16 protein-coding genes are annotated in these 22,030 nt (G+C 72.2%); 1 reads left to right on the top strand and 15 read right to left on the bottom strand.

Annotated elements, in window-relative coordinates; all coding sequences use genetic code 11:
* Nucleotides 1–102 precede the first annotated feature (102 nt).
* Nucleotides 103–1,482 carry an OFA family MFS transporter gene (locus ADL34_RS16780; RefSeq protein WP_062666364.1) on the top strand — a complete coding sequence of 460 codons (1,380 nt, stop codon included), beginning with the start codon at nucleotides 103–105 and terminating at the stop codon, nucleotides 1,480–1,482.
* A gap of 79 nt (nucleotides 1,483–1,561) precedes the next feature.
* On the opposite strand, the gene ADL34_RS16785 is transcribed toward ADL34_RS16780, so the two are convergent.
* The 15 genes from ADL34_RS16785 to ADL34_RS16855 all read right to left on the bottom strand — a co-directional run bounded on the left by ADL34_RS16785 (nucleotide 1,562) and on the right by ADL34_RS16855 (nucleotide 21,963).
* Nucleotides 1,562–2,761: a sugar phosphate isomerase/epimerase family protein gene (locus tag ADL34_RS16785; protein ID WP_062666366.1), complete on the bottom strand. Its 1,200-nt coding sequence runs from the start codon at nucleotides 2,759–2,761 to the stop codon at nucleotides 1,562–1,564.
* A gap of 115 nt (nucleotides 2,762–2,876) precedes the next feature.
* A complete protein-coding gene (locus ADL34_RS16790; RefSeq protein ID WP_062666367.1) occupies nucleotides 2,877–4,307 on the bottom strand; it encodes a nucleotide pyrophosphatase/phosphodiesterase family protein in 1,431 nt (476 codons plus the stop codon).
* Nucleotides 4,304–5,473 carry a metabolite traffic protein EboE gene (gene eboE / locus ADL34_RS16795; protein WP_062666369.1) on the bottom strand — a complete coding sequence of 390 codons (1,170 nt, stop codon included), beginning with the start codon at nucleotides 5,471–5,473 and terminating at the stop codon, nucleotides 4,304–4,306. Before eboE ends, ADL34_RS16790 begins: the two co-directional genes overlap by 4 nt.
* Before the next feature lie 3 nt (nucleotides 5,474–5,476).
* Nucleotides 5,477–6,418 (bottom strand): TatD family hydrolase, encoded by a 942-nt coding sequence (locus tag ADL34_RS16800; protein ID WP_234375040.1) that lies wholly within the window; start codon nucleotides 6,416–6,418, stop codon nucleotides 5,477–5,479.
* Nucleotides 6,419–6,443: 25 nt separating this feature from the next.
* A complete protein-coding gene (locus ADL34_RS16805; RefSeq protein ID WP_062666371.1) occupies nucleotides 6,444–7,247 on the bottom strand; it encodes an EboA domain-containing protein in 804 nt (267 codons plus the stop codon).
* Nucleotides 7,244–8,299: a sugar phosphate isomerase/epimerase family protein gene (locus ADL34_RS16810; RefSeq protein ID WP_062666372.1), complete on the bottom strand. Its 1,056-nt coding sequence runs from the start codon at nucleotides 8,297–8,299 to the stop codon at nucleotides 7,244–7,246. Before ADL34_RS16810 ends, ADL34_RS16805 begins: the two co-directional genes overlap by 4 nt.
* A complete protein-coding gene (locus ADL34_RS16815) occupies nucleotides 8,296–9,252 on the bottom strand; it encodes an SCO3242 family prenyltransferase (RefSeq protein WP_062666374.1) in 957 nt (318 codons plus the stop codon). The genes ADL34_RS16810 and ADL34_RS16815 overlap by 4 nt, the downstream gene beginning before the upstream one ends.
* Nucleotides 9,249–10,415: an inositol-3-phosphate synthase gene (locus ADL34_RS16820; protein WP_062666375.1), complete on the bottom strand. Its 1,167-nt coding sequence runs from the start codon at nucleotides 10,413–10,415 to the stop codon at nucleotides 9,249–9,251. Before ADL34_RS16820 ends, ADL34_RS16815 begins: the two co-directional genes overlap by 4 nt.
* Nucleotides 10,416–10,501: 86 nt before the next feature.
* Nucleotides 10,502–14,227: a ThuA domain-containing protein gene (locus ADL34_RS16825; protein ID WP_062666377.1), complete on the bottom strand. Its 3,726-nt coding sequence runs from the start codon at nucleotides 14,225–14,227 to the stop codon at nucleotides 10,502–10,504.
* Between the two features lie 267 nt (nucleotides 14,228–14,494).
* Nucleotides 14,495–15,493: a sugar phosphate isomerase/epimerase family protein gene (locus ADL34_RS16830; RefSeq protein WP_062666379.1), complete on the bottom strand. Its 999-nt coding sequence runs from the start codon at nucleotides 15,491–15,493 to the stop codon at nucleotides 14,495–14,497.
* A 14-nt stretch (nucleotides 15,494–15,507) separates the two neighbouring features.
* The gene (locus ADL34_RS16835; protein ID WP_062666380.1) at nucleotides 15,508–16,740 is read right to left on the bottom strand and encodes a Gfo/Idh/MocA family protein; all 1,233 of its coding nucleotides are present in this window, start codon (nucleotides 16,738–16,740) and stop codon (nucleotides 15,508–15,510) included.
* 223 nt (nucleotides 16,741–16,963) lie between these two features.
* Nucleotides 16,964–18,001 carry a substrate-binding domain-containing protein gene (locus ADL34_RS16840; RefSeq protein ID WP_062666382.1) on the bottom strand — a complete coding sequence of 346 codons (1,038 nt, stop codon included), beginning with the start codon at nucleotides 17,999–18,001 and terminating at the stop codon, nucleotides 16,964–16,966.
* A gap of 17 nt (nucleotides 18,002–18,018) precedes the next feature.
* The gene (locus ADL34_RS16845) at nucleotides 18,019–19,038 is read right to left on the bottom strand and encodes an ABC transporter permease (RefSeq protein ID WP_062666383.1); all 1,020 of its coding nucleotides are present in this window, start codon (nucleotides 19,036–19,038) and stop codon (nucleotides 18,019–18,021) included.
* Nucleotides 19,035–20,552, bottom strand: coding sequence for a sugar ABC transporter ATP-binding protein (locus ADL34_RS16850; protein ID WP_062666384.1), 1,518 nt, complete (start codon nucleotides 20,550–20,552; stop codon nucleotides 19,035–19,037). The genes ADL34_RS16845 and ADL34_RS16850 overlap by 4 nt, the downstream gene beginning before the upstream one ends.
* Nucleotides 20,553–20,781: 229 nt before the next feature.
* Nucleotides 20,782–21,963: an ROK family protein gene (locus ADL34_RS16855; protein WP_062666385.1), complete on the bottom strand. Its 1,182-nt coding sequence runs from the start codon at nucleotides 21,961–21,963 to the stop codon at nucleotides 20,782–20,784.
* Nucleotides 21,964–22,030 lie beyond the last annotated feature (67 nt).

Genomic DNA, 22,030 nt, shown 5'->3' on the forward strand with positions numbered 1-22,030 from the left:
GGCCGACGGTGCGCGTCGGCCGGCCCCGGGACCCGCGCGCGCACGAAAGGCATTGGACAGGGGGCGCTGGCCAGAGCTTTCGACGCAAGGGGTGCAAACAACGTGACTACTACCGACGTTACACGGGTCGCCACCTACCGGGAGGTGACCGACAGGAACGGACGCGTCTACCGTGTCGGCGAGACCGACGTCGACATCATGGGTCGCAAACGCAAGTGGATGGTGATCCTGCCCTGGGTGGGCATGATGGGCATCTCGTCCGCCGAGTACGCCTTCGCGTCCGCGGAGGACACGCTGCACGAGGCCCACCAGTGGTCCAGCAACAGCATCTACTGGATGATGACCGCCTGGGTGTTCTGCCAGGCGGCGGTGGCCTTCCCGGCGGGGCGGCTGCGGGAGAACGGCAAGCTGCCCGCGCGGTGGGCGATGATGCTGGGTGCGGCCGGCACGCTGCTCGGCTATCTTTCGCTGGCCTTCGCGCCGCATGTCGCCCTGGCCTTCCTCGGCTTCGGTGTCTTCAGCGGTATGGGCGCCGGCATGGTGTACGCGACCTGCGTCAACATGGTCGGCAAGTGGTATCCGGAGCGCAGGGGCGGCAAGACCGGCTTCGTCAACGGCGGTTTCGCCTACGGCTCGGTGCCGTTCGTCTTCATCTTCCACGGCTACATGGACGGCTCCAACTTCCGTTGGGTGCTGGTCTGCTCCGGCCTCTTCCTCGCCGCGATGGTGGCCGTCGCCGGGTTCTTCTTCCGGGACCCGCCGAAGAACTGGTGGCCGTCCTCCATCGACCCGCTGAACCCGCCGGACGACCCCCGCGCGCGGCGCTCGCTGGAGAAGAACCCGCCGGCCGTCAAGCAGTACTCCCCCATGGAAGCGTGGCGGACGGGCCGGGTGGCGCTGATGTGGTTCTGTCTGGCCTGCACCTCCGGCGTGAACATCTTCGGCATCGCGTTCCAGGTCGACATCGGCGAGGAGGCGGGCTTCGCGGCCGGCATCGTGGCGACCGCGATGTCGCTGAAGGCCATCGTCAACGGCACCGGCCGCGGCGTGATCGGCTGGCTCTCCGACCTCTACGGCCGCAAGCAGTGCCTGCTGTACGTGTGCGCGATCCTGGGGCTCGCGCAGTTCGGCATCATCTGGTCGGCCGAGATCAAGAACCTGCCGCTGTTCCTGATCTTCTCGGCGATCTCCGGCTTCGGCGGCGGGGCGATCTTCCCGATGTTCGCGGCGCTGACGGCTGACTACTTCGGTGAGAACAACAACGCCACCAACTACGGGATGGTCTACAGCTCCAAGCTCGTCTCCGGCCTGGGCGCGGGCATGGGCTCCCTGGTCGTCGCGGCGTGGGGCTACAACGGCGCCTTCAGCCTGGCGGGCGGCATCTCGCTCTTCGCCGGTGTCGTCGCGCTGTTCCTGCACCCGCCGGGACGGACGAAGAGCAAGCAGGTGACGCCGAACCCCCGCCCGCTCGGCGAGGGGTGACGATCGACGCCACCGGCGCGCACGGACCGGGCGGCCCCTCCCATGGTGCGGGAGGGCCCGCCCGGTCCGTGTGCCGGGGTCAGCAGCGCCGCTTGCGCAGGGCCGCCATGTTGTCGTAGCTGATCTTGGCCTCGCGCAGCGACTGCGCGGGGTCGGTGGCGCTCGGGGAGTTGTCGTCCTCCACCATCGGGTTGCGGTAGTTGCTCAGCCCGACCCGGGAGAAGAACGTCGTGTAGTCGATGTCGCCGGTGCCGAACGGCACCATGTCCCAGCCCATGCCGTTGGTGGTGCTGACGACACCGTCCTTGGCGTGGAACAGCGGGTAGCGCTTGTTGTACCGGGCGACCAGGGCCGCCGGGTCGAAGACGTTCTCGCGGGTGGAGCCGTCGTGGGCGGTGTAGGTGTGGAACTTGTACTGGGCGACGTGCGCCCAGAAGATGTCCATCTCCAGCCAGACCACCTTCGGGTCGGTGATCTTGAGGAAGTACTCCAGCTTCCGGATGCCGGAGCTGCGGGTCGGGCGGCCCTGGTCGTCCAGCGGGCCGCCGTCGAGCAGGAAGCCGTAGGCGCTGTCGTGGTTGTGGGTGTACAGCTTGATGCCGGCCCGGCGGGCTATCTCGCCGAGGGCGTTCCACTTGTCAGCGGCCACGTCCCAGTCGGCGCGGTAGGAGCTGCCGGTGGGGTCGCCGCCGGTGCCCATGTGGTCCATGCCGAGGATGTTGGCGATCTCCAGGTGCTTCTTGAAGGTGTCCGTGTCGGCCGTCGTCAGCGGCCAGGACGACGGGATGAAGCCGTGGTTGCCCTGGGCGCGCAGCCCGTACTCGTCGAGCCAGCGGCGCAGCAGCCGGGCGCCTTCGACCGACTCCAGGCTGGCGCCGCCGGGGGCGTTGGCATGCTGGTTGTATCCGGCGAACTCGACCTGCCGGTAGCCGTGCCGGGCGAGTTGCTTGAACACCTCGCGGAAGCCGGACGGCAGGTCACTCACGAGCGGGTCGCGGGCCGTGGCGTCCCGGACGGTGTAGAGGATGATGCCGCGCTTGTGGGGCGGCACGAGCACCTGCCCACGGCCGTGGTCGTGTCCATGGCCGTGGTCTCTGCCCCGGTCCTGGGCCAGGGCGGGTGCGGCGCCGAACACGGGGGCGGCGACCGCTCCGGCGGCCACGGCGGTGCAGGTGCTGAGGAAGCGGCGGCGGCCCACGCCGAGGCTGCGGCGCAGCGCCTCGTCGGGGGTGTTCGTGAGCGGGACGGCTGGGGTGCGGGGGTCGTTGTACGGGGTCACGGGTGCCCTGCCTTCTCGGTCGTGGCCGGTGCCGGTGGCGCCGGGACCGGCCGTTGTCAGTGCCGTGTGTTTCACTCTCGGTAGTCGGATTTCGGCGGCCGTGCGTGGTGCGGGGTCAGCCGAGTCCGGCGAGCCGGAGCAGGAGTTGCTTGACGTCGGTGGCCGCGACGCGGTCACCGACAGCGCGGGGGGTGGAGCAGATGAGGAGCGGACCGTCGTCGTCGCTCGCGGGGAGGCGGCCGTGGCTGCCGCGAATAGGTGAGGGATCCAGGGGCACGACCGCCATGCGGTAGCGCATGCCGAGCTTCTTGCGGGCGAGCGCGGTCGCGGCCTTGACCTTGACGTAGGGGTCGTGGGGGTCCATGAAGAGTTCGACCGGGTCGTAGCCGGGTTTGCGGTGGATCTCGACGAGCTGCGCGAAGTCGGGCGCGCGGTCGTCGTCGAGCCAGTAGTAGTACGTGAACCAGGCGTCGGGCTCCGCGACGGCGACGAGTTCGCCCGAGCGCGGGTGGTCGAGGTGATGGGCCTTCTTGCCCTCGTCGTCGAGGAGCTGGTCGATGCCGGGCAGGTCCTGGAGGGCTTCCCTGGCCGCCTCGAGGTCCTCGGGCCGGCGGACGTAGACGTGCGCGATCTGGTGGTCGGCGACGGCGAAGGCCCGGGACGTCATCGGGTCGAGGTACTCCATGCCGTCCTGGGTGTGCACCTCGAGGAGCCCGGCGCGGCGCAGGGCCCGGTTGATGTCGACGGGCCGGTCGGCGCGGGTGATGCCGTACTCGGAGAGCGCGACGACGGTACGGCCCTGGTTCCGGGCGTCGTCGAGGAGCGGGGCGAGGGCCGCGTCCAGGTCGGCGGCGGCTTTCAGGGAGCGCGGGTCGTCGGGGCCGAAGCGCTGCAGGTCGTAGTCGAGGTGAGGGAGGTAGCACAGGGTGAGGTCGGTGTCGCGGGTGCGCATGACGTGCCGGGTGGCGTCGATGATCCAGCGGCTGGACACGAGGTCGGCGCCGGGGCCCCAGAAGTGGAACAGCGGGAAGGTGCCCAGTTCGTCGGTGAGTTCGTCGTGCAGGGCGGGGGGCCGGGTGTAGCAGTCGGGTTCCTTGCGGCCGTCGGCGTAGTAGACGGGACGGGGGGTGACGGTGATGTCGGTGTCGGCGCCCATGGCGTACCACCAGCAGATGTTGGCGACGGTGTAGCCGGGGTGGGCGCGGCGGGCGGCGTCCCACAGCTTGTCGCCGGCGACCAGTCCGTTGTGCTGGCGCCACAGCAGGACGTCGCCGAGCTCGCGGAAGTACCAGCCGTTGCCGACGATGCCGTGCTCGGACGGGTGGGTGCCGGTGAGGAAGGTGGACTGGGCGGCGCAGGTGACGGCGGGCAGGACGGTGCCGAGCGGCGCCTGGGAGCCGGACTGGGCGAGCCTCTTCAGGTGGGGCATGTGGTGCAGGAGGCGGGGGGTGAGGCCGACGACGTCGAGGACGAGGAGCGGTGTGGGGCGGCCGGTGACGCCGGAGGAATCGCCGGGCCGGGTGGCCGGGTCGGGTCGCTCGGTCATGGCAGCTCCTTCAGGCCGAGGTCGGTCAGCAGGTCGCGGGCGAGGGTGAGTTCGGCGGCGATGCCGCCGGCGAGCTGGTTGCGGGCGCGGGGCCGCAGCTCGGACGGCAGGGCCTGCCACGTGTACGTCTCGACCTCGAGGTGGTGGGTGAGCGGCTCGGGGCCGCCGGCCAGCCGGGTCAGCACGGACTTCAGGACGGGGAGCGTGGAGGTGAGGGGCGCCGCGGGCGCGGCGTGCAGCGGTACGTGGAAGTGGGCGCGCCACGGCGCGGCGTCGGGCAGGGCGTCACCGCTCAGTGCCTCGCCGAGGTCGTCGGTGCCGCGCAGGCCGGCGGCGGTGGCGACGCGGGTCTGGTGCAGGAAGCGGGGTTCGTCGAAGGCGGCGAGGGCTGCACGGACCTCGGGGAGGTGCGGATGTTCGGCGTGCAGCGCAGCGGACAGCTGCGACTTGACGACGGGGACGCCGGCCGCGGTGAGGGCGTCCAGGGCGGTGTGCGGGTCTTCGAAGGAGGTGGCGAGGTGGCAGGTGTCGACGCAGACGCCGATCCGGGGGTGCCCGATGGCGGCGAGCGGCGCGAGGGCGTCGCCGGTGGTCTCGACGACGCAGCCGGGTTCGGGTTCGAGGCCTACGCGGATGTCCCGGCCGGTGAGGTCCTGGAGGGCGTCGAGGCGTTCGCCGAGCGTGACGAGGGCGGTGCGGGCGGTCTCGGCGCGCCGGTCGTCGTAGGCGGTCCGCCAGGCCAGAGGCAGCGTGGAGATGGTGCCGCGGGTGACGTCGTCGGGCAGCAGTCCGGCGAGGACGCGGGCGAGGGCGGTGGTGTGCTCCAGGCGTTCGGGGTCGGCCCAGTCCGGCTTGTAGACGCGGTACTTGACCTCCTCGGCGCCGAAGCCCTCGTAGGGGAAGCCGTTGAGGGTGACGACCTCCAGGCCGCGCCGGTCGAGTTCGGTGCGCAGCCGGCGCAGCGCGGACGGGTCGGAGACGAGGGCCAGGGCGGCGTCCTTGGCGAGCCACAGGCCGATGCCGAGGCGGTCGCGTCCGAGGCGCCGGCGAACCGGTTCGCAGTGGTCGCGCAGCTGGGCGAGGACGCCGTCCAGGGTCTCCGCCGGGTGCACGTTGGTGCAGTAGGCGAGGTGGACGGTGGAGCCGTCGGGGTGCCGGAAGCGCATGGCTCACGCCCCCGGGACGGCGGTCGCCCCGTGCCGGTCCGCCACCGCGCCGGCCGGTCCCGCACCGGGGTCCTCCGCGGGTCCCCCGCCGGGGCCCTTCGGTGCGCCGCGCAGGATGGAGTTGCCCTCGTGGGTGGCGTCCGGGGTGGTCACGTCTAGGGTGAGGCGGCCGCTGCGCCCGTAGAAGGCGACGGGGTTGCGCCACAGCACCCGGTCCACGTCGTCCTCGTCGAAGCCCTCGGCCAGCATCAGGTCGGCGACCTTGCGGGTCTTCAGGGGGTCGCTTCGCCCCCAGTCGGCCGCCGAGTTCACCAGGACCCGCTCGGGGCCGTAGGCGCGCAGGATGGCGACCATCCGTTCCTCGTCCATCTTGGTGTCGGGATAGACGGAGAAGCCGAGCCAGCAGCCGCTGTCCTTGGCCTCCTTGACGGTGGTCTCGTTCAGGTGGTCGATCAGGACGTGGTCCACGGGCAGGGCGGACTCGCGGACGACGTCGAGGGTGCGGCGCAGGCCGGCGAGCTTGTCGCGGTGCGGCGTGTGGACCAGCGCGGGGAGTTCGTGGGCGGCGGCGAGTTCGAGCTGGGCGGCGAGGGCGGTGTCCTCGGCCGGGGTCATCGAGTCGTAGCCGATCTCGCCGACGGCGACGACCTGGTCCTTGACGAGATACCGGGGAAGTTCGTCGAGGACCGCGACGCAGCGCGGGTCGTTCGCCTCCTTGGGGTTGAGGGCGAGGGTGCAGTGGTGGGCTATGCCGTGCTGGGCGGCGCGGAACGGCTCCCAGCCGAGGAGGGAGTCGAAGTAGTCCAGGAAGGAGGCGGGAGAGGTGCGGGGCTGGCCGAGCCAGAAGGAGGGTTCGACGACGGCACGGACACCGGCGGCGTACATGGCCTCGTAGTCGTCGGTGGTGCGCGACGTCATGTGGATGTGGGGGTCGAAGAGGCGCATCGGGACTCCTTGCCGTCGGGTGCGCTCAGCCGTGGTCGGTGGCGGGCGCGGAGGGGGTGGCCGGGGGGTCGGTCAGAGTCAGTACGCGGTGCAGGTCGGCGGGGACGGCACGGCCGGCGGCGGTGCGCTCGGCCGCGTAGTCGGTCAGCATGCGGGCGAGTTCGGTGTCGCGGTGCGCCCGGTGGTCCAGGTCCGCCACGGCGTCGACGGGCACTCCGGTGAACAGGCACTTCAGGACGGCGTGGCGCCACGCGTGGGCGTCGAGGTGCCGGGCGGCGTAGGGGCCGACGGCGGCCGTGACGAGCCGTGTGTCGTTGGTGCGCAGGGCGTCCTCGACGAGCGGCAGTCCCTCGGGCCCGGGCACCAGGTGCGGCAGCGCGTACAGGACGGCGCGGCGTTCGGCGCCGGTGCCCTGGTAGTAGACCCGGGACAGGGCGTCGGCGTCGGCGCGGGCCGCGTGCAGGATGAGGACGCGGGCGGCGTCGGCGTGTACCGGACCGCAGCGGCGGCCGGCCTCGGCGATCCGCAGCTCCCACACCGAGATGGGGCCGTGTGTGCCGGGGTGGTCGACGGCCTCGTCCAGGGCCCGTCGCAGCCAGCCGCGGGCCGGTTCGTCGAGCCGGGCGGTGAGGTGGCCGCGCAGTTCGCGGGGGGTGGCGGTGGCGAGCGTGGCGGTGCCGGGGTCCGGGTCGGTGGCGGCGCCCGTGGGGGTCCCGTCGGCCGCGGTGCCGGCCACGGGTCTTGGTCCCGTGCCGGTGGCGGGGTCCGTGAGCGGATCGTCGGCCGTGTCCGCGCCCGGGGTCGCCGGGCTGGTGCGGGGGCGGGTCATGAGGTGCTCCCTTCAGGGGTGGCGGAGGGATCGCCGTGCGACGGGACGGGGAGGGGTGAGGCGAGGGCCGTGGCCTCGGCGCGGCGGAGGAACGGGAGGGACAGTTCTGCGTGGTGCGGCCCGGCGTGGGAGTGGCGGGGCAGTTCGACGACCGTCAGGCCCTGGTAGCCGGAGGCGGCGAGGGCCGCGAGGACGGGCGGGAAGTCGATCTCCCCCTCCCCGAACGGGAGGTGTTCGTGGACACCGCGCCGCATGTCCTCGATCTGCACGTGGCGCAGCCAGGGCGCGGCGGCGCGTACGCAGTCGGCGGGAGAGGAGGTCTCCAGGCACTGGCAGTGGCCGATGTCGAGGGTGAGCCCGAGCGGGCCGGGGTCGCCCAGGCGGTGGCGCAGCCGGTGGAAGTCGTCGAGGCGGGCCACGAGGTGGCCGGGTTCCGGTTCGACGGCGAGCGGCACACCGGCGGCAGCGGCGGTGTCCAGGACCGGGGCGAGGCTGTCGGTCAGGCGTTTCCACGCCGTGTCCTCGTCCGTGCCGGGCGGGAGGACGCCGCTGAAGCAGTGCACGGCGTGGGCGCCGAGTTCGGCGGCGACCCGCACGGCCCGCAACAGCAGGTCGACGCGGCGGGCGCGGTCGTCGGGCGCCGCGTCGAGCAGCGAGGGGCCGTGCTTGCGGCGGGCGTCGAGCACATAGCGGGCGCCGGTCTCGATGGTGACGCCGAGGCCGAGTTCGGCCAGCCTCCGGGCGAGGCGGGCGGTGCGGGCGGCCAGGTCGGGGGCGTAGGGGTCGAGATGCATGTGGTCGAGCGTCAGGCCGAGGCCGTCGTACCCGAGGTCGGCGAGCAGCCCGAGTGCGTCGTCGAGCCGAAGATCGGCGAGCCCGTTGGTGCCGTATCCGAAGCGGAGGGGGGCGGGAGGGGCGGTGGCGGCGTCCCGCGCGGGGGGCTGTGCCGGGTCCGGGCCGGCGGCTCGCGCAGGGGGCTGTGCCGGGTCCGGGCCGGCGGCTCCCCCGGCGGGCCGTGACGGGGCCGGGAACGGATCGGGCCAGGAGCTCATGTGATGCTCACCTTCTTCGCGTACCGCCGCCCCAGCGGGGCGAGCGCGGCGATGGCCAGGGCGGTGAGCCCGGCTCCGGCGCGGGCCGCGAGTGCCGCCTGGAGCGGGATGGTGGCCCGGATGCCACCGCCGACCGCCCGCTGGGTGAGGGGCGGTGAGGGGTTGAGCGCGGCGTGCGTGTACGGGCGCCCGGCGGTGACGGCGTAGGTGGCGGCCAGGGCGGTACGCAGGGCCTGGCCGGGGGTGGGGCCGCCCCGCAGCGACCCCCGCTGGGTCTGACCACCTTGCAGAGAGGGACCACCGCGCAGAGCGGGACCACCGCGCACGGCGGACTCCTCGCGCCTCCCGCCCGCCGCGACCACCCGTGCCAGCACCGCCGTCACCCCCAGGGCCGCCAGGGGTGGGAGGGACGTGCCGCCCTGGGTCTCGCGGCGGGAGACGGCGGTCACCGCGAGGGTGTGGGTGCCGAGCAGGGCCGCGGAGGACAGGGCGGGCCGGGGGCGGCCGGTGGTGGCGGCCGCGCCGAGCAGGTGGTCGAGGCCGCGCGCGGCGGCCATGGCGACGGGACCGGCGGGGGTGTGCTTGAGGCCGAGGTCGTACGCCCACACGGTGGCGGCCAGCGGGGTCGCCACCGCCAGGGCCGGGCGGCCGGCGCCGGCGGCCAGGCCCAGACCGGCGGCGGTCAGGGCGCAGGCCGCCGCGAGGGCGGAGGACGGCTGGATGCGGCCGGACGGCAGGGGCCGGTGCGGGCGTTCGGCGGCGTCCTCCACGCGGTCCGCCCAGTCGTTGAGGGCCATGCCGGCCTCGTAGAGGCAGAGGGAGGAGCCGATGGCGAGCAGGGTGCGGGGGCCGGGCCGGGCCCCGGCGGCGACGGCACCGCTGAGGGCGTCACCGGGGACGGTGAACAGGGCGGGCAGCCGCAGCAGTTCGGCCCAGGCGCGGCGACGGCTCACGGACGCTCCTCCGCGTGACCGGCGTCCGCCGGGCGCAGCCGCACCCCCAGCTCCAGCAGGGCCCCGTACTGTTCGCCCAGGCTGGCCGGGCCCTCGCCCACGGGGTCCTTGAAGTAGAAGCCGAGTGGGGCGAGCGGGCCGGTCAGGCCGGCCTCGTGGGCGCGGGCGGTGAGGCGGGCCAGGTCGAGGACCAAGGGCGCCGCGAGCGCCGAGTCGCAGCCCTGCCAGATGGTCTGCAGGACCATGCGGGTGCCGAGGAAGCCGTCGAAGGCGATGTGGTCCCAGGCGGTCTTCCAGTCGCCGAGGGCCGGGACGTCGTCGATGTGGACCTCGCCCTCGGGGACGGTGCCGAGGGTGTCGGCGAGGACGCGTTCCTTGCCGGCGTTCTTCGCGGCGGCCGCGGCGGGGTCGGCGAGGGCGGCGCCGTCGCCGCCGCCGAGCAGGTTGGTGCCGGACCACGCGCGGACGGTCAGGGCCCGCTGGGCGAACATCGGCCCGAGCACGGCCCGCAGCAGGGTCTGCCCGGTTTTGCCGTCCCGTCCGGCGTAGGGCAGGCCGCTCTCCTCCGCCTCGCGGGCGGCGACGGGGTGGTGCAGGCCCTCGGACGGGGTGAAGTTGACGTAGGGGCAGCCGGCGCGCAGGGCGGCGAGGGCGTACAGGGTGCTGGCGGGGAGGGGCGCGTCCGCGCGGCCCTCGGAGGCGGGTTCGGTGGAGGCGACGTTCACCACGACCGTCCGCTCCAGGGCGTGGCGGCGGGTGAAGTCGCGGATGTCGGCGGCGAACGCGTCGATCAGTTCGGCCTCGGTGCGGGTGTCCCCCCGGGTGGGGCCGCCGGGCCTGATCTCGCGGTCGGCGGCCGCGAGTTCGGAGGCGACGGCTGTGGCGACGCCGGGCGGGAGGACTCCCCCGGCGGTCAGGGTCTCGGCGCGCTTGGGCAGCGGGCAGTCGAGCGTGTCGTGGCCGCCGAAGACGAGATCGGACAGGGCGGGCAGGCCGCCGGCGGCGAAGGCGGGGGTCTCGGTGACCATGCCGGTCGGCGGGTGCAGTCCGGCGGCGATGGCGGCGCACCCCGTGACGACGGTGGTGGCGACGGAGCCCCGTGCTCCGATCAGCCACACCCCCGTACGCGGGCGGGTCAGGGGCGCGGAAGGGGACGCGGACATGGGCAGCCTCCTGGTCGTGCGCGAACACCGGGGGGGGAGGGCGAGGGACGGCGGGCGGGGGTCCGGCGTCCCCCGCCCGCCGCCGTTCAGTCGCCCTGGACGGGCAGTTCCTTCAGCTGGACGTTGCGGAAGGAGACCTTGTCGTCGGCACCGTGGTTCTGCAGGCCGATGTAGCCGTCGGTCAGGCTCCGCTGGGGGTCCGTGTTGGTGAAGTCGTTGATCTTGACTCCGTTGAGGAACACCTGGAGGCGTTCGCCCTGGACCTTGATCTCGTAGGAGTTCCACTGGCCGGGCGGCCGCAGGACCTGGTCACGGGCCTTGATGTTCGCCGACTTGAACGAGTAGATCGCTCCGGTCGTGCGGTCGGGCGCGTCCGTGGCGTCGATCTGGATCTCGTAGCCCTTGTCGACCGCGGACCAGGGGTCGTCGGAGGCCGGGAAGCCCACGAAGACACCCGAGTTGTCGTCGCCCCGCATCTTCCAGTCGAGCTTCAGCGAGTACGACTTCAGCTCCTTGGCCTGGTACCAGAGCAGACCCATGCCGCCCTCGGACTCCATGACCCCGCCGTCCTTGACGACGAACTTGCCCGGGCCGGCCTGCTTCCAGCCGTCCAGGGTCTGGCCGTTGAAGATCTTCCGGTAGCCCTTGTCCGGCTTGCAGTCCGCCTTGACCTGGCCGGTGGCGTACTGGAGGCCGCCGAGCAGGTGGGCGCGGAAGGCTTCGTCGGCGTAGGACTCCTTGGTGTGGCCGCCGCCGGTGTAGAAGGAGCGGCCGCCCTCGTAGGTCTGGCACCAGGCGATCGGGTGGTCGCCCTTCATGGTGCCGCCCTGGTAGCTGGTCTCGTCCAGGGTGGCGAGGACCTTGGCCTGCTCACGCGGGTTGGTGCGGTAGTTGTACCACTCGTCGGTGCGCTCCCAGGTGTCGTCCAGGTGCGCGGTGGCGGGGTGGTCGTGGTCCTCGACGCGGACGGTGGCCTTCTGGATGGCCGGGTGCGAGGTGAAGTAGGCGCCGACCAGGCCGCCGTAGAACGCCCAGTCGTACTCGGTGTCGGCGGCGGCGTGGATGCCCATGTATCCGCCGCCGCCGGCCACGTAGTCCTCGAACGCCTTCTGCTGCTCGGCGTTCAGGACGTCACCGGTGGTGGACAGGAACGCCACCGCGTCGTACTTGGCGAGGTTGGTGGTGGTGAACTGCCGGGCCTCCTCGGTCGCGTCGACCGTGATGCCGGCCGGGGCGCCGAGTTCCTTCAGCGCGGCGACGCCGGCCGGGATGGAGTCGTGGCGGAAGCCGGCGGTCTTGGAGAAGACGAGGACCTTCTTGCCGCCCTTGAACGGCTGGGTGGAGAACTCGAAGTCGTCCACGTCGTACAGGGCGCCCTCGCCGCCCTTGAAGACCAGGTAGATCTCGGTGGTCTTCTTCGGCAGGGCGCGCAGCGGCACGTCGACGTTCTGGAACGTCTCCCAGCCTCCGGTCGGCGGGATGTACGCCGAGCCGTGCAGGGGGCCGTCGGGCGAGCCGGTGCGCAGTTCGATGAAGCCGCCGGAGCCGCCGGAGGAGGCCCGTACGGTCATCTTCTTCTGCCCGTCGAACCGGTAGGGGCTGAAGGAGATCCAGTCGCCGTCGTTGATGTCGCCGACGGTCTTGCCGCCGTTGGCCTGCGCCTTGTCGAACGTGTTGACGCCGGACTGGGCGGTGAAGTGCTCGGCCTGGCGGTGCAGCGGCTGGACCACGGCGCGGGCGGTGCCGGTCAGGGCCTCCTGGCCGTTCGCCCCGCCGTCGGTGTAACTGGCGCCGACGACGCCGTAGATGTTGGCGTTGGGGTCGTGTCCGCCGTCACCGGGGGGCGGGTTCAGGGTGCCCTCGCAGCCCGTCTCACTGGTGAGTTCGTGGGCGTGGGAGTCGTGTCCGAGGCTGTAGGCGACCTTGACCTTGGAGCAGTCGATGCTCTCCTCGGGGTCGGTGACCGTCACCTTGAACGGGACGGGCTTGCCGAACTCGGAGAGCGCTCCGTTGCCGGGGAGATCGATGCGCACCTTGGGTTCGGTGTTGCCGACGACGATACGGACGCTGGCGTTGCCCGTGTTGCCCTCGGGGTCCCTGGCGGTGAAGGTGGCGCTGTAGGTGCCCACCTTCTTGTACTGGTGCGTGGGGGTGAGGCCCTCGCCCTTGGTGCCGTCGCCGAAGTCCCAGCTGTAGGTGAGGTCCGTGGAGTCGGCGTCCTTCGCGGAGCCGGTGAACTTCACCTTGAGGCCGGCCGCGCCGGACGTCTTGTCGGCGCTCACCTCGGCGATCGGGGAGAAGCCGTCCTCGGCGTTCTCGATCCGGTAGAGCGCGGAGTCCTTGTCGCCCTGGAACCAGGACAGGCCGTAGTCGAGGACGTAGAGCGCGCCGTCGGGGCCGAACTCCATGTCCATGATCTGGGTGCCGGTCCACGGGAAGTCGTTGATCTTCGCGACGGAGCCGTCCTCGGTCTGCTCGATCCGCTTGATCCAGCGGCGGCCGAACTCGCCGGCGAAGAAGTCGCCGTCGTACTCCTCGGGGAACTTCACCTTGGAGTCGAGGTCGGGGTCGTAACGGTAGACCGGGCCGCCCATCGGGGACTCGGAGCCGCTGCCGAACTCGGGCACGGACCCGCCGTCGTAGGGGATCCAGGCGGGCTGCGCGGGCGGCAGGTCGGTGAGGCCCGTGTTGTGCCGGGAGGTGTTCTTCGGGGCGTCGCAGTCGAACTTCTCACCGGAGACGCCGGTGCCGAAGTCGTAGTCGACGTAGGCGTCGTTGGCCCCGGTGCAGAACGGCCAGCCGAAGTTGGCGGCCTTGGTGACCTTGGCGAACTCGACCTGTCCGGCGGGGCCGCGGGTGGGGCTGGCGGCGCCGGCGTCGGGGCCGTAGTCGCCGACGTAGACGATGCCGGTCTTCTTGTCGACGCTGATCCGGAACGGGTTGCGGAAGCCCATCGCGTAGATCTCGGGGCGGGTCTTCTCGGTGCCCGGGGCGAAGAGGTTGCCCTCCGGGATGGTGTACGAGCCGTCCTCGGCGACCTTGATGCGCAGGATCTTGCCGCGCAGGTCGTTGGTGTTGCCGGAGCTGCGGCGCGCGTCGAAGGCCGGGTTGCGGTTCGGCCGCTCGTCGATCGGGGTGTAGCCGTCGGAGGAGAAGGGGTTGGTGTCGTCGCCGGTCGACAGGTACAGGTTGCCGTCGGCGTCGAAGGCGATGTCGCCGCCGACGTGGCAGCAGGTGCCGCGGGAGGCCGCGACGTCCAGGACCTTCTTCTCGCTGGCGAGGTTCAGGGTGCCGTTGGCGTTGAGGGTGAAGCGGGAGAGGCGGTTGACGCCGTCGAACTTCTTGAAGTCCTCGGCGGTGCCGGTCTCCGGGGCGTCGCCCGCTGGGGTCTCCAGCGGCGGGGCGTAGTACAGGTAGATGGCGCGGTTGTTCTTGAAGTCCGGGTCGACGCCGACGCCCTGGAGGCCCTCCTCGTCGTGGTTGTAGACGTCGAGGCGGCCGGCGACCTTGGTGACGCCGCCCTGGTCGGTCAGGCGCAGGGTGCCGTCGCGCGAGGTGTGCAGGACGCTGCGGTCCGGGAGTACGGCGAGCGACATCGGCTCGCCCGTCTCGGGTTCGCCCTTGGCGAGCGGCACCTGCTGGAACTGGCCCTCGGCGGCGGCCGGTTCGTCGTGCTCGGGGTGGCCGGGGTGGGCGGCGGCGACGGTGGCCGGGGTGCCGACGGCCAGGAGCAGGCCGGTGAAGAGGGCGACGGTGGTGCGCAGTCTGCGACGCCTGGGGGTTCGGGTGTCTCTGAAACCGGTTCTGTGCACGAAGTCCCTCCGGGAACGGGGTGGGGGCCGTACGGGTGGGTGCTTTGAGACGTGCGGTGCGGGCGCCGGGGTGCGCCGTCACCCCGGAGATAGGTGTGTCCTGAACACCTCAAGGACGGTAACCGGGTCGGTGCGGGGCGAACACCCCTTGCACCGGATTCGGTTGAACTTTTTCCCATCCGAGGACAAAGCCGGATTCGCGCAGGTCGGAGGGGGGATCGGCACGCTCACCGATCCCCTTCCCCGACCTGCGGCCGGTCCCCTGGCTCAGCTGTTGAACGCGGCGTCGAACGACGCGCTGGGTGGCTCGAAGTCGAAGGCCTTCAGCCGCTTCAGCGCCTCGGGGGCGCCCTGCAGCCGGTCCATGCCGGCGTCCTCCCACTCCACGGAGATGGGCCCCTGGTAGTCGATGGACCGCAGCATCCGGAAGACGTCCTCCCAGGGCACGTCCCCGTGTCCGGCCGACACGAAGTCCCAGCCGCGGCGCGGGTCGCCCCACGGCAGATGGGAGCCCAGGCGGCCGTTGCGCCCGTCGAGCCGGCGGCGGGCCTCCTTGCAGTCGACGTGGTAGATCCGGTCGCGGAAGTCCCACAGGAAGCCGACCGGGTCGAGGTCCTGCCACACGAAGTGCGACGGGTCGAAGTTCAGCCCGAAGGCGGGCCGGTGACCGACCGCCTCCAGGGTGCGTACGGTCGTCCAGTAGTCGTAGGCGATCTCGCTCGGGTGGACCTCGTGGGCGAAGCGCACGCCCTCGGCGTCGAAGACGTCCAGGATCGGGTTCCAGCGCTCGGCGAAGTCCTCGTAGCCGCGCTCGATCATCGACTCGGGGGCGGGCGGGAACATGGCGACCAGGTGCCAGATGGCGGAGCCGGTGAACCCGATGACCGTGTCCACGCCGAAGGCCGCGGCGGCGCGCGCGGTGTCCTTGACGCGTTCCGCGGCCCGCCGACGGACCCCCTCCGGGTCGCCGTCGCCCCAGATGTCACCCGGCAGGATCGCCTGGTGGCGTTCGTCGATGATGGCGTCGCAGACGGCCTGGCCCACCAGGTGGTTGGAGATCGCCCAGCACTTCAGGCCGTACTTGTCGAGGAGCTGGTGCCGGGACTCCACGTACCCGGGGTCGCTCAGGGCCTTGTCGACCTCGAAGTGGTCGCCCCAGCAGGCGAGTTCGAGCCCGTCGTAGCCGAAGTCGCGGGCGAGCCGGCAGACCTCCTCCAGGGGCAGGTCGGCCCACTGGCCGGTGAACAGCGTGAACGTGCGCGGCATTCTCGTTGGCCTCCTCAGACGGCGATCGGGGTGAAGACGGAGTTCTTCTCGGCGCTCTCCTCGACCGCGGCCAGGACCCGCTGCACCTGGAGTCCGTCGGCGAACGAGGGCTGCGGCGAGCGGCCCTCGGCCACGGCGTGGACCAGGTCGCGGGCCTGGTGCACGAAGGAGTGCTCGTAGCCGAGGCCGTGACCCGGCGGCCACCAGGCGTCCAGGTAGGGGTGGTCGGGTTCGGTGACGAGGATGCGGCGGAACCCGGCGTGCGTGCCCGGCTCGCGGCCGTCGTGGTACTCGAGCTCGTTCAGCCGTTCCAGGTCGAACGCGAGCGAGCCGTGCTCGCCGTTCAGCTCGATGCGCAGGGCGTTCTTGCGGCCGGTGGCGTAGCGGGTGGCCTCGAAGGAGGCGAGCGCGCCGGAGGCGAAGCGGCCCGTGAACAGGGCGGCGTCGTCGACGGTGACCGCGCCGGTGGCCTCGCCGGCCTCCACGGCGGACAGGCCGCTCGCCGCGCCGCCGGGCAGCGGGCGCTCCCGGACGAAGGTCTCCGTCAGCGCGGACACCCCGGTCAGCCGCTCCCCCGCGAGGTGCTGGGCGAGGTCCACGATGTGCGCGCCGAGGTCGCCCAGCGAACCGGAGCCGGCGGACTCCCTGCGCAGCCGCCAGGTCAGCGGGAACTGCGGGTCGACGAGCCAGTCCTGCAGGTAGGTGACCCGCACGTGGCGCAGCCGGCCCAGCCGTCCCTCGGCGACCATGGCGCGGGCCAGCGCGGTGGCCGGCAGCCTGCGGTAGTTGAAGCCGACCATCGCGACCTGGCCGTTCGCCTGCGCCCGCTGGGCCGCCGCGGTCATCGCCTCGGCCTCCTCGACGGTGTTCGCGAGGGGCTTCTCGCACAGGACGTGCTTGCCGGCGGCCAGCGCCGCGAGCGCGATCTCGGCGTGGCTGTCGCCGGGGGTGCAGATGTCGACGAGGTCGATGTCGTCGCGGGCGATGAGGGCGCGCCAGTCGGTCTCCGCCGTAGCCCATCCGTGCCGGTCGGCGGCCGCGCGGACGGCGGTGGCGTCCCGGCCGCAGATCGCGGCGAGCACCGGGGTGCGGGGCAGGTCGAAGACCCGGCCGACGGTGCGCCAGCCCTGTGAGTGGGCCGCGCCCATGAAGGCGTACCCGACCATGCCGACGCGCAGGGGTGGTGCGCCGGACCCGGTGGCCCCTGCCTCCGCCTCGGCCTGGCCGGGCTGCTGCGGCTGTCCCATGCGATAGTCCTCCTCGTCGTCGTGCCGCGGTGGGGGGTGGGGGCGTCCCGGGAGGGCCGGGCCGGCGTCGTCGCCTGTCCGCCCGCGGGCCCGGTGGCCCGGCCGGTGCCGCCGCGCGGCCGCGCCGCCGGCGACACCGGGCCACGACGCCGGCGGGTCTGCCTGCCCCGGCCGCCCCGGCCCTGCCCGACGGACTCCCCGTTCCCGTCGGGCAGGGGGCGCCTCACTTGAAGCCGGTGGACATGTACTGGTCAACGTTGTCCTTGTCGACGACGGCCGAGTAGAGGGTGATCGAGGCGGGGATCTCGAACTCGGCCATGCCGCCGACGCCCTTGCTCTGGCCCAGCGCACGGGCCAGGTCGATGGCGGACGCGGCCATCGTCGGCGGGTACAGGACCGTGGCCTTGAGGACCCCGTCGTCCTTCTTGATGGCCTGGAAGGCGGCGAGGGCACCGGCCCCGCCGACCATGAGGAAGTCGTCGCGGCCCGCCTGCTCGATGGCGCGCAGGGCACCGACGCCCTGGTCGTCGTCGTGGTTCCACAGGGCGTCGAACTTCGACTGTGCCTGCAGCAGCTGGGCCATCTTGTTCTGGCCGGACTCGACGGTGAACTCGGCGGCCTGGCGGGCCACCTTCTTGATGTTGGGGTAGTTCTTCAGGGCGTCGTCGAAGCCCTGGGTGCGCTGCTTGGTCAGCTCCAGGTTGTCCAGCCCGGCCAGCTCGATGACCTTGGCGTCGGACTTGCCCTTGAGCTTCTCGCCGATGTAGTGCCCGGCGTTGAGGCCCATGCCGTAGTTGTCGCCGCCGATCCAGCAGCGGTACGCCTGCGGGGTGTTGAAGATCCGGTCGAGGTTGATGACCGGGATGCCTGCGCGCATCGCCTTCAGGCCGACCTGGGTGAGCGCCTTGCCGTCGGCCGGCAGGATCACCAGGACGTCGACCTTCTTGTTGATGAGGGTCTCGATCTGGCCGATCTGCTGGGCGGTGTCGTTGGAGCCCTCGGTGATCTCCAGCGTCACGTCGGAGTACTTCTTGGCGCGGCTCTTGGCGTTGTCGTTGATCGCGTTGAGCCAGCCGTGGTCGGCCTGCGGTCCGGCGAAGCCGATGGTGACCTGCTTGCCCGGCTTGTCGTCGGCGGCCGGCTGGTCGTTCGCGGCCGGTTCGTCCTTGGACTCGTTGCTCGTGCAACCCGCGATGAGGGCTCCGGCGCCCACGGCTGCGGTTCCGAACAGCAGCCCTCTGCGGCTGGTGAACTCTGGCATGGCGGTGAACCCTTTCCTCAGGTCGTGCTCGCGGTACGGCGCTGGACCAGCACGGCGGCGACGATGATCGCGCCCTTGGCGATCTGCTGGACGTCGCTCTGCAGGTTGTTCAGGGCGAAGATGTTGGTGATGGTGGTGAAGATCAGGACGCCGAGCACCGAGCCGACGATGGTGCCGCGGCCGCCGGTGAGCAGGGTGCCGCCGATGATCGCGGCGGCGATGGCGTCGAGTTCGTAGAGGTTTCCGTTGGTGTTCTGACCCGAGCCGGACAGGATGATCAGCAGGAACGCCGCGATGCCGCAGCACAGTCCGGACAGCAGGTAGAGGTAGAGCCGCTGGCGGCGGACGTCGATCCCGGCGAGCCGGGCCGCCTCCGGGTTGCCGCCGACGGCGACCGTGCGCCGGCCGAAGGTGGTGCGGTTCAGCACCAGCCAGCCGATGATCGTCACGACCGCGAACACCATGACCAGCGGCGGGACGCCGAGCACGTACGCGTCGCGCTCGCCGAGGTCGAGGACCGAGGGGATGGTGACGATCTGCGTCTTGCCGTCGGTGATCTGCAGCGACAGGCCGCGCGCGGAGGCCAGCATGGCGAGCGTCGCGATGAACGGCACCATCGCGCCGTAGGCGATCAGCACCCCGTTGACCAGTCCGCAGCCCACACCGACGATCACCGCGGTGAAGAGGATGCCGGCGAACCCGTACTCCTGGGTGGCGACCGTGGTCGCCCACACCGAGGCCAGCGCGACGATCGCGCCGACGGACAGGTCGATGCCGCCGGAGATGATCACGAAGGTCATGCCGACGGTGACGACACCGATCACGGACGCCTGGGTGAGGACGAGTTGCAGATTGCGGGTGTCGAGGAACTCGTCCGGCTTCGTGATGCCGCCGATGACGATCAGCGCGGCGAGGACGCCGAGCAGGGACAGGGTGCGCACGTCGGCGTGGGCCATCAGGCCGCGCCAGGCGGGCGCCGCACCGGACGGGGGCACCTTGTCGGTGCTGTCCCGCGGCGGAGAGGCGTGCTGCGTCATGACGCCGGACTTCCTTCCATGACGAGGTCGAGTACGCGGTGTTCGTCGAGTTCGGTCGCGGGAGCCGTGTGCACGACACGGCCCTCGCGCAGCACCAGGACACGGTCGGCGAGCCCCAGCACCTCCGGCACTTCGCTGGAGACCAGCAGCACGCCGAGCCCTTCGTCCGCGAGCCGCCGCACGACCGCGTACAGCTCGGCGCGGGCGCCGACGTCGACGCCCCGGGTGGGTTCGTCGAGCAGCAGGACACGGCAGCCGCGCAGCAGCCAGCGGGCCAGGACGGCCTTCTGCTGGTTGCCGCCGGACAGGGTGCGCACCGGCACCGAGGGGTTGTCGGGGCGCAGGGACAGCTCGCGGGTGGCGGCGCGCGCCGCGCCGCGTTCGGCGGCCCGGTCGATCCAGCCGACGCGTGCGAAGCGGGACATGGACGACACGGACACGTTCCGGGTGACGGACTCCAGCATCAGCAGGGCCTGCGCTTTGCGCTCCTCGGGGGCGAGCCCGAGACCGGCGCGTACGGCGGCCCGGACGCTGCCGGGCCTCAGCGGGCGCCCGTCCACGAGGACCTGCCCCGCGCTGGGCCGCCGGGCGCCGTAGACCGTCTCCAGGATCTCGGAGCGTCCCGAGCCGACGAGTCCGGCGAGCCCGACGATCTCCCCGGGCCGTACGACCAGGTCGAGGGGCTCGAACTCGCCGTCCCGGGCGAGGCCGCGGACCTCCAGCAGCGGGTCGCCGGCCGCGTCCCGCACGGGCCGCTCGGGGAAGACGTACTCGACGTTGCGTCCCGTCATCATCGCCACGACGTCACGGGTCGGGGTGGACTTCGCGGGCAGACCGCCGGCCACGGCCCGGCCGTCCTTCAGGACGGTCACCCGGTCGCCGATGCGGCGGATCTCCTCCAGGCGGTGCGAGATGTAGACGACGGCGACGCCCTCGGCGGTGAGATCGCCGACGATCCGGAAGAGGTTGTCGACCTCGTCGGGGTCGAGGGCGGCGGACGGCTCGTCCATCACGATCAGGCGGACGTCGTGGGAGAGGGCGCGGGCCATGGAGACGATCTGCTGCTGCGCGGCCGAGAGGTCGCCGACCAGCCGGCCGGGGTCGATCTCGGGGTGCCCGAGCCGCTTGAGGAGCTGCGCGGCCGAGGCCCGTGCGGTGCGGCCGCGGACGATGAAGCCGGCGGTGGTCGGCTCGTGCCCGAGGTGGACGTTCTCGGCGACCGACAGGTGCTCCACCAGGTCGAGTTCCTGGTAGATGGTGGCGATGCCGAGGCGCATCGCGGCGATCGGCGAGCGGAGGGTGACCTCCTCGCCGCGCCAGCGGATCGTGCCGGTGTCGGGCTGGTGGGCGCCGGCCAGGACCTTGATGAGCGTGGACTTGCCGGCTCCGTTCTGGCCGAGCAGGCAGTGCACTTCACCGGCCTGGACGTCGAGGTCGACGCCGTCGAGGGCGCGGACTCCGGGGAACGACTTGGTGATGCCGTTCATGCTGAGCAGCGGTGGTTCTGGTGCCATGAGGTCCCCTTGGCGGGCATGCGGGCCGGATTCAGGGCAGGGCGGGGCAAGGCAGGGCGGAACACGGATGGGCGGAGCGGTACTTGGTGGTGCGGCTCTGGTGCGTCGAGGAGGTGCGGGTGGTGCGGCTCGGGTGCGGCGAGGCGGTGCTGGGGTGTGCGGGTGGAGCCGCCGCCCGGCGGGTGACCGGGCGGGTGGTGCCGGGGCCGGCCCGGGGGCCGGCGCGTGCCTACGCGGGTGAGAACAGGTGGTCGCTGATGAGGCGGGCGGCGCCGATGACTCCGGCGGTGGGGCCCAACTCGCCCAGGACGATGGGGAGATTGCCGGTCGCCAGGGGCAGCGACTGGCGGTAGACCTGAGTGCGGATGGCGGCGAGCAGGGTGTGGCCGAGACCGGTCACCCCGCCGCCGATCACCACCAGGCCGGGGTTGAAGAAGCTGACGAGTCCGGCGATGACCTGCCCGACCCGGTTGCCGCCCTCGCGGATCAGGTCGAGCGCGGTGGCGTCACCGGCGGCGGCGGACGCGGCGACGTCGACGGCGGTGAGGGTGCCGTTCGCCGCCAGGCGTGAGGCGAGTTCCTCCGACAGCCCCTGCTCGGCCGCCTCGACGGCGTCCCGGGCGAGGGCCGCCCCGCTGAAGTGCGCCTCCAGGCAGCCCCGGTTGCCGCAGGCGCACGGGCGTCCGTCGGGCACGGCCTGGATGTGCCCGATGTCGCCCGCGCTGCCGGTGACACCGCGGTGGACGTCACCGCCCGCGACGATGCCGCAGCCGATGCCGGTGCCGATCTTGACGCAGAGGAAGTCGCCCACGGAGCGTGCGACGCCCGCGTGCTGCTCCCCCATCGCCATGAGGTTCACGTCGTTGTCGACCATGACGGGGCAGCCGAGTTCCTGGCTCAGCGCCTCCCGCACGGGGAAGCCGTCCCAGCCCGGCATGATCGGCGGTGCCACGGGGACACCCTCGGGGAAGCGGACGGGTCCGGGGACGCCGATGCCGGCGCCGTCGAACCCCTCGGCGAGCCCGGACGCCTTCAACTTCGCGGCCATGGACAGGACTTGCTCGAAGACCGCGACCGGGCCCTCGCGGACGTCCATGGGCTGGTTGAGGTGCCCGAGGATCTCCAGTTCGGCGTTGGTGACGGCGACGTCGACCGAGGTCGCGCCGATGTCGACGCCGAGGAAGCGCAGACCCGGGTTGAGCCGGATGTTGTGGGAGCGCCGGCCGCCGCGCGAGGCGGCGAGTCCGTCGGCCACGACGAGGTCCGTCTCCAGCAGGCGGTCCACCTCGACGGCCAGCTTGGACCGGGAGAGGTCGATCTGATCGCCGAGCTGGGCCCGGGAGTTGGGCCCCCCGTCACGCAACAGCTTGAGCAGCCGGGCCTGGTGGGCGTTAGCGGGTCGCGCCGTCATACGTCTCACGTGCCCCTCCCCGCCTCGATCGGCCTGAGTGCCGGAATCCGGCCACCTCGGTGGCCTT

This window comes from Streptomyces sp. NRRL WC-3605, from assembly GCF_001509795.1.
Lineage (GTDB): Bacteria > Actinomycetota > Actinomycetes > Streptomycetales > Streptomycetaceae > Streptomyces > Streptomyces viridochromogenes.

Bases quoted from the DNA above. Each gene is read 5' to 3' on its own strand.
- ADL34_RS16855 (WP_062666385.1), bottom strand. From the start codon at position 21,963: ATGACGGCGCGACCCGCTAACGCCCACCAGGCCCGGCTGCTCAAGCTG.
- eboE (WP_062666369.1), bottom strand. From the start codon at position 5,473: ATGCGCTTCCGGCACCCCGACGGCTCCACCGTCCACCTCGCCTACTGC.
- ADL34_RS16805 (WP_062666371.1), bottom strand. From the start codon at position 7,247: ATGACCCGCCCCCGCACCAGCCCGGCGACCCCGGGCGCGGACACGGCC.
- ADL34_RS16790 (WP_062666367.1), bottom strand. From the start codon at position 4,307: ATGACCGAGCGACCCGACCCGGCCACCCGGCCCGGCGATTCCTCCGGC.
- ADL34_RS16850 (WP_062666384.1), bottom strand. From the start codon at position 20,552: ATGGCACCAGAACCACCGCTGCTCAGCATGAACGGCATCACCAAGTCG.
- ADL34_RS16845 (WP_062666383.1), bottom strand. From the start codon at position 19,038: ATGACGCAGCACGCCTCTCCGCCGCGGGACAGCACCGACAAGGTGCCC.
- ADL34_RS16830 (WP_062666379.1), bottom strand. From the start codon at position 15,493: ATGCCGCGCACGTTCACGCTGTTCACCGGCCAGTGGGCCGACCTGCCC.
- ADL34_RS16810 (WP_062666372.1), bottom strand. From the start codon at position 8,299: ATGAGCTCCTGGCCCGATCCGTTCCCGGCCCCGTCACGGCCCGCCGGG.
- ADL34_RS16835 (WP_062666380.1), bottom strand. From the start codon at position 16,740: ATGGGACAGCCGCAGCAGCCCGGCCAGGCCGAGGCGGAGGCAGGGGCC.
- ADL34_RS16800 (WP_234375040.1), bottom strand. From the start codon at position 6,418: ATGCGCCTCTTCGACCCCCACATCCACATGACGTCGCGCACCACCGAC.
- ADL34_RS16820 (WP_062666375.1), bottom strand. From the start codon at position 10,415: ATGTCCGCGTCCCCTTCCGCGCCCCTGACCCGCCCGCGTACGGGGGTG.
- ADL34_RS16840 (WP_062666382.1), bottom strand. From the start codon at position 18,001: ATGCCAGAGTTCACCAGCCGCAGAGGGCTGCTGTTCGGAACCGCAGCC.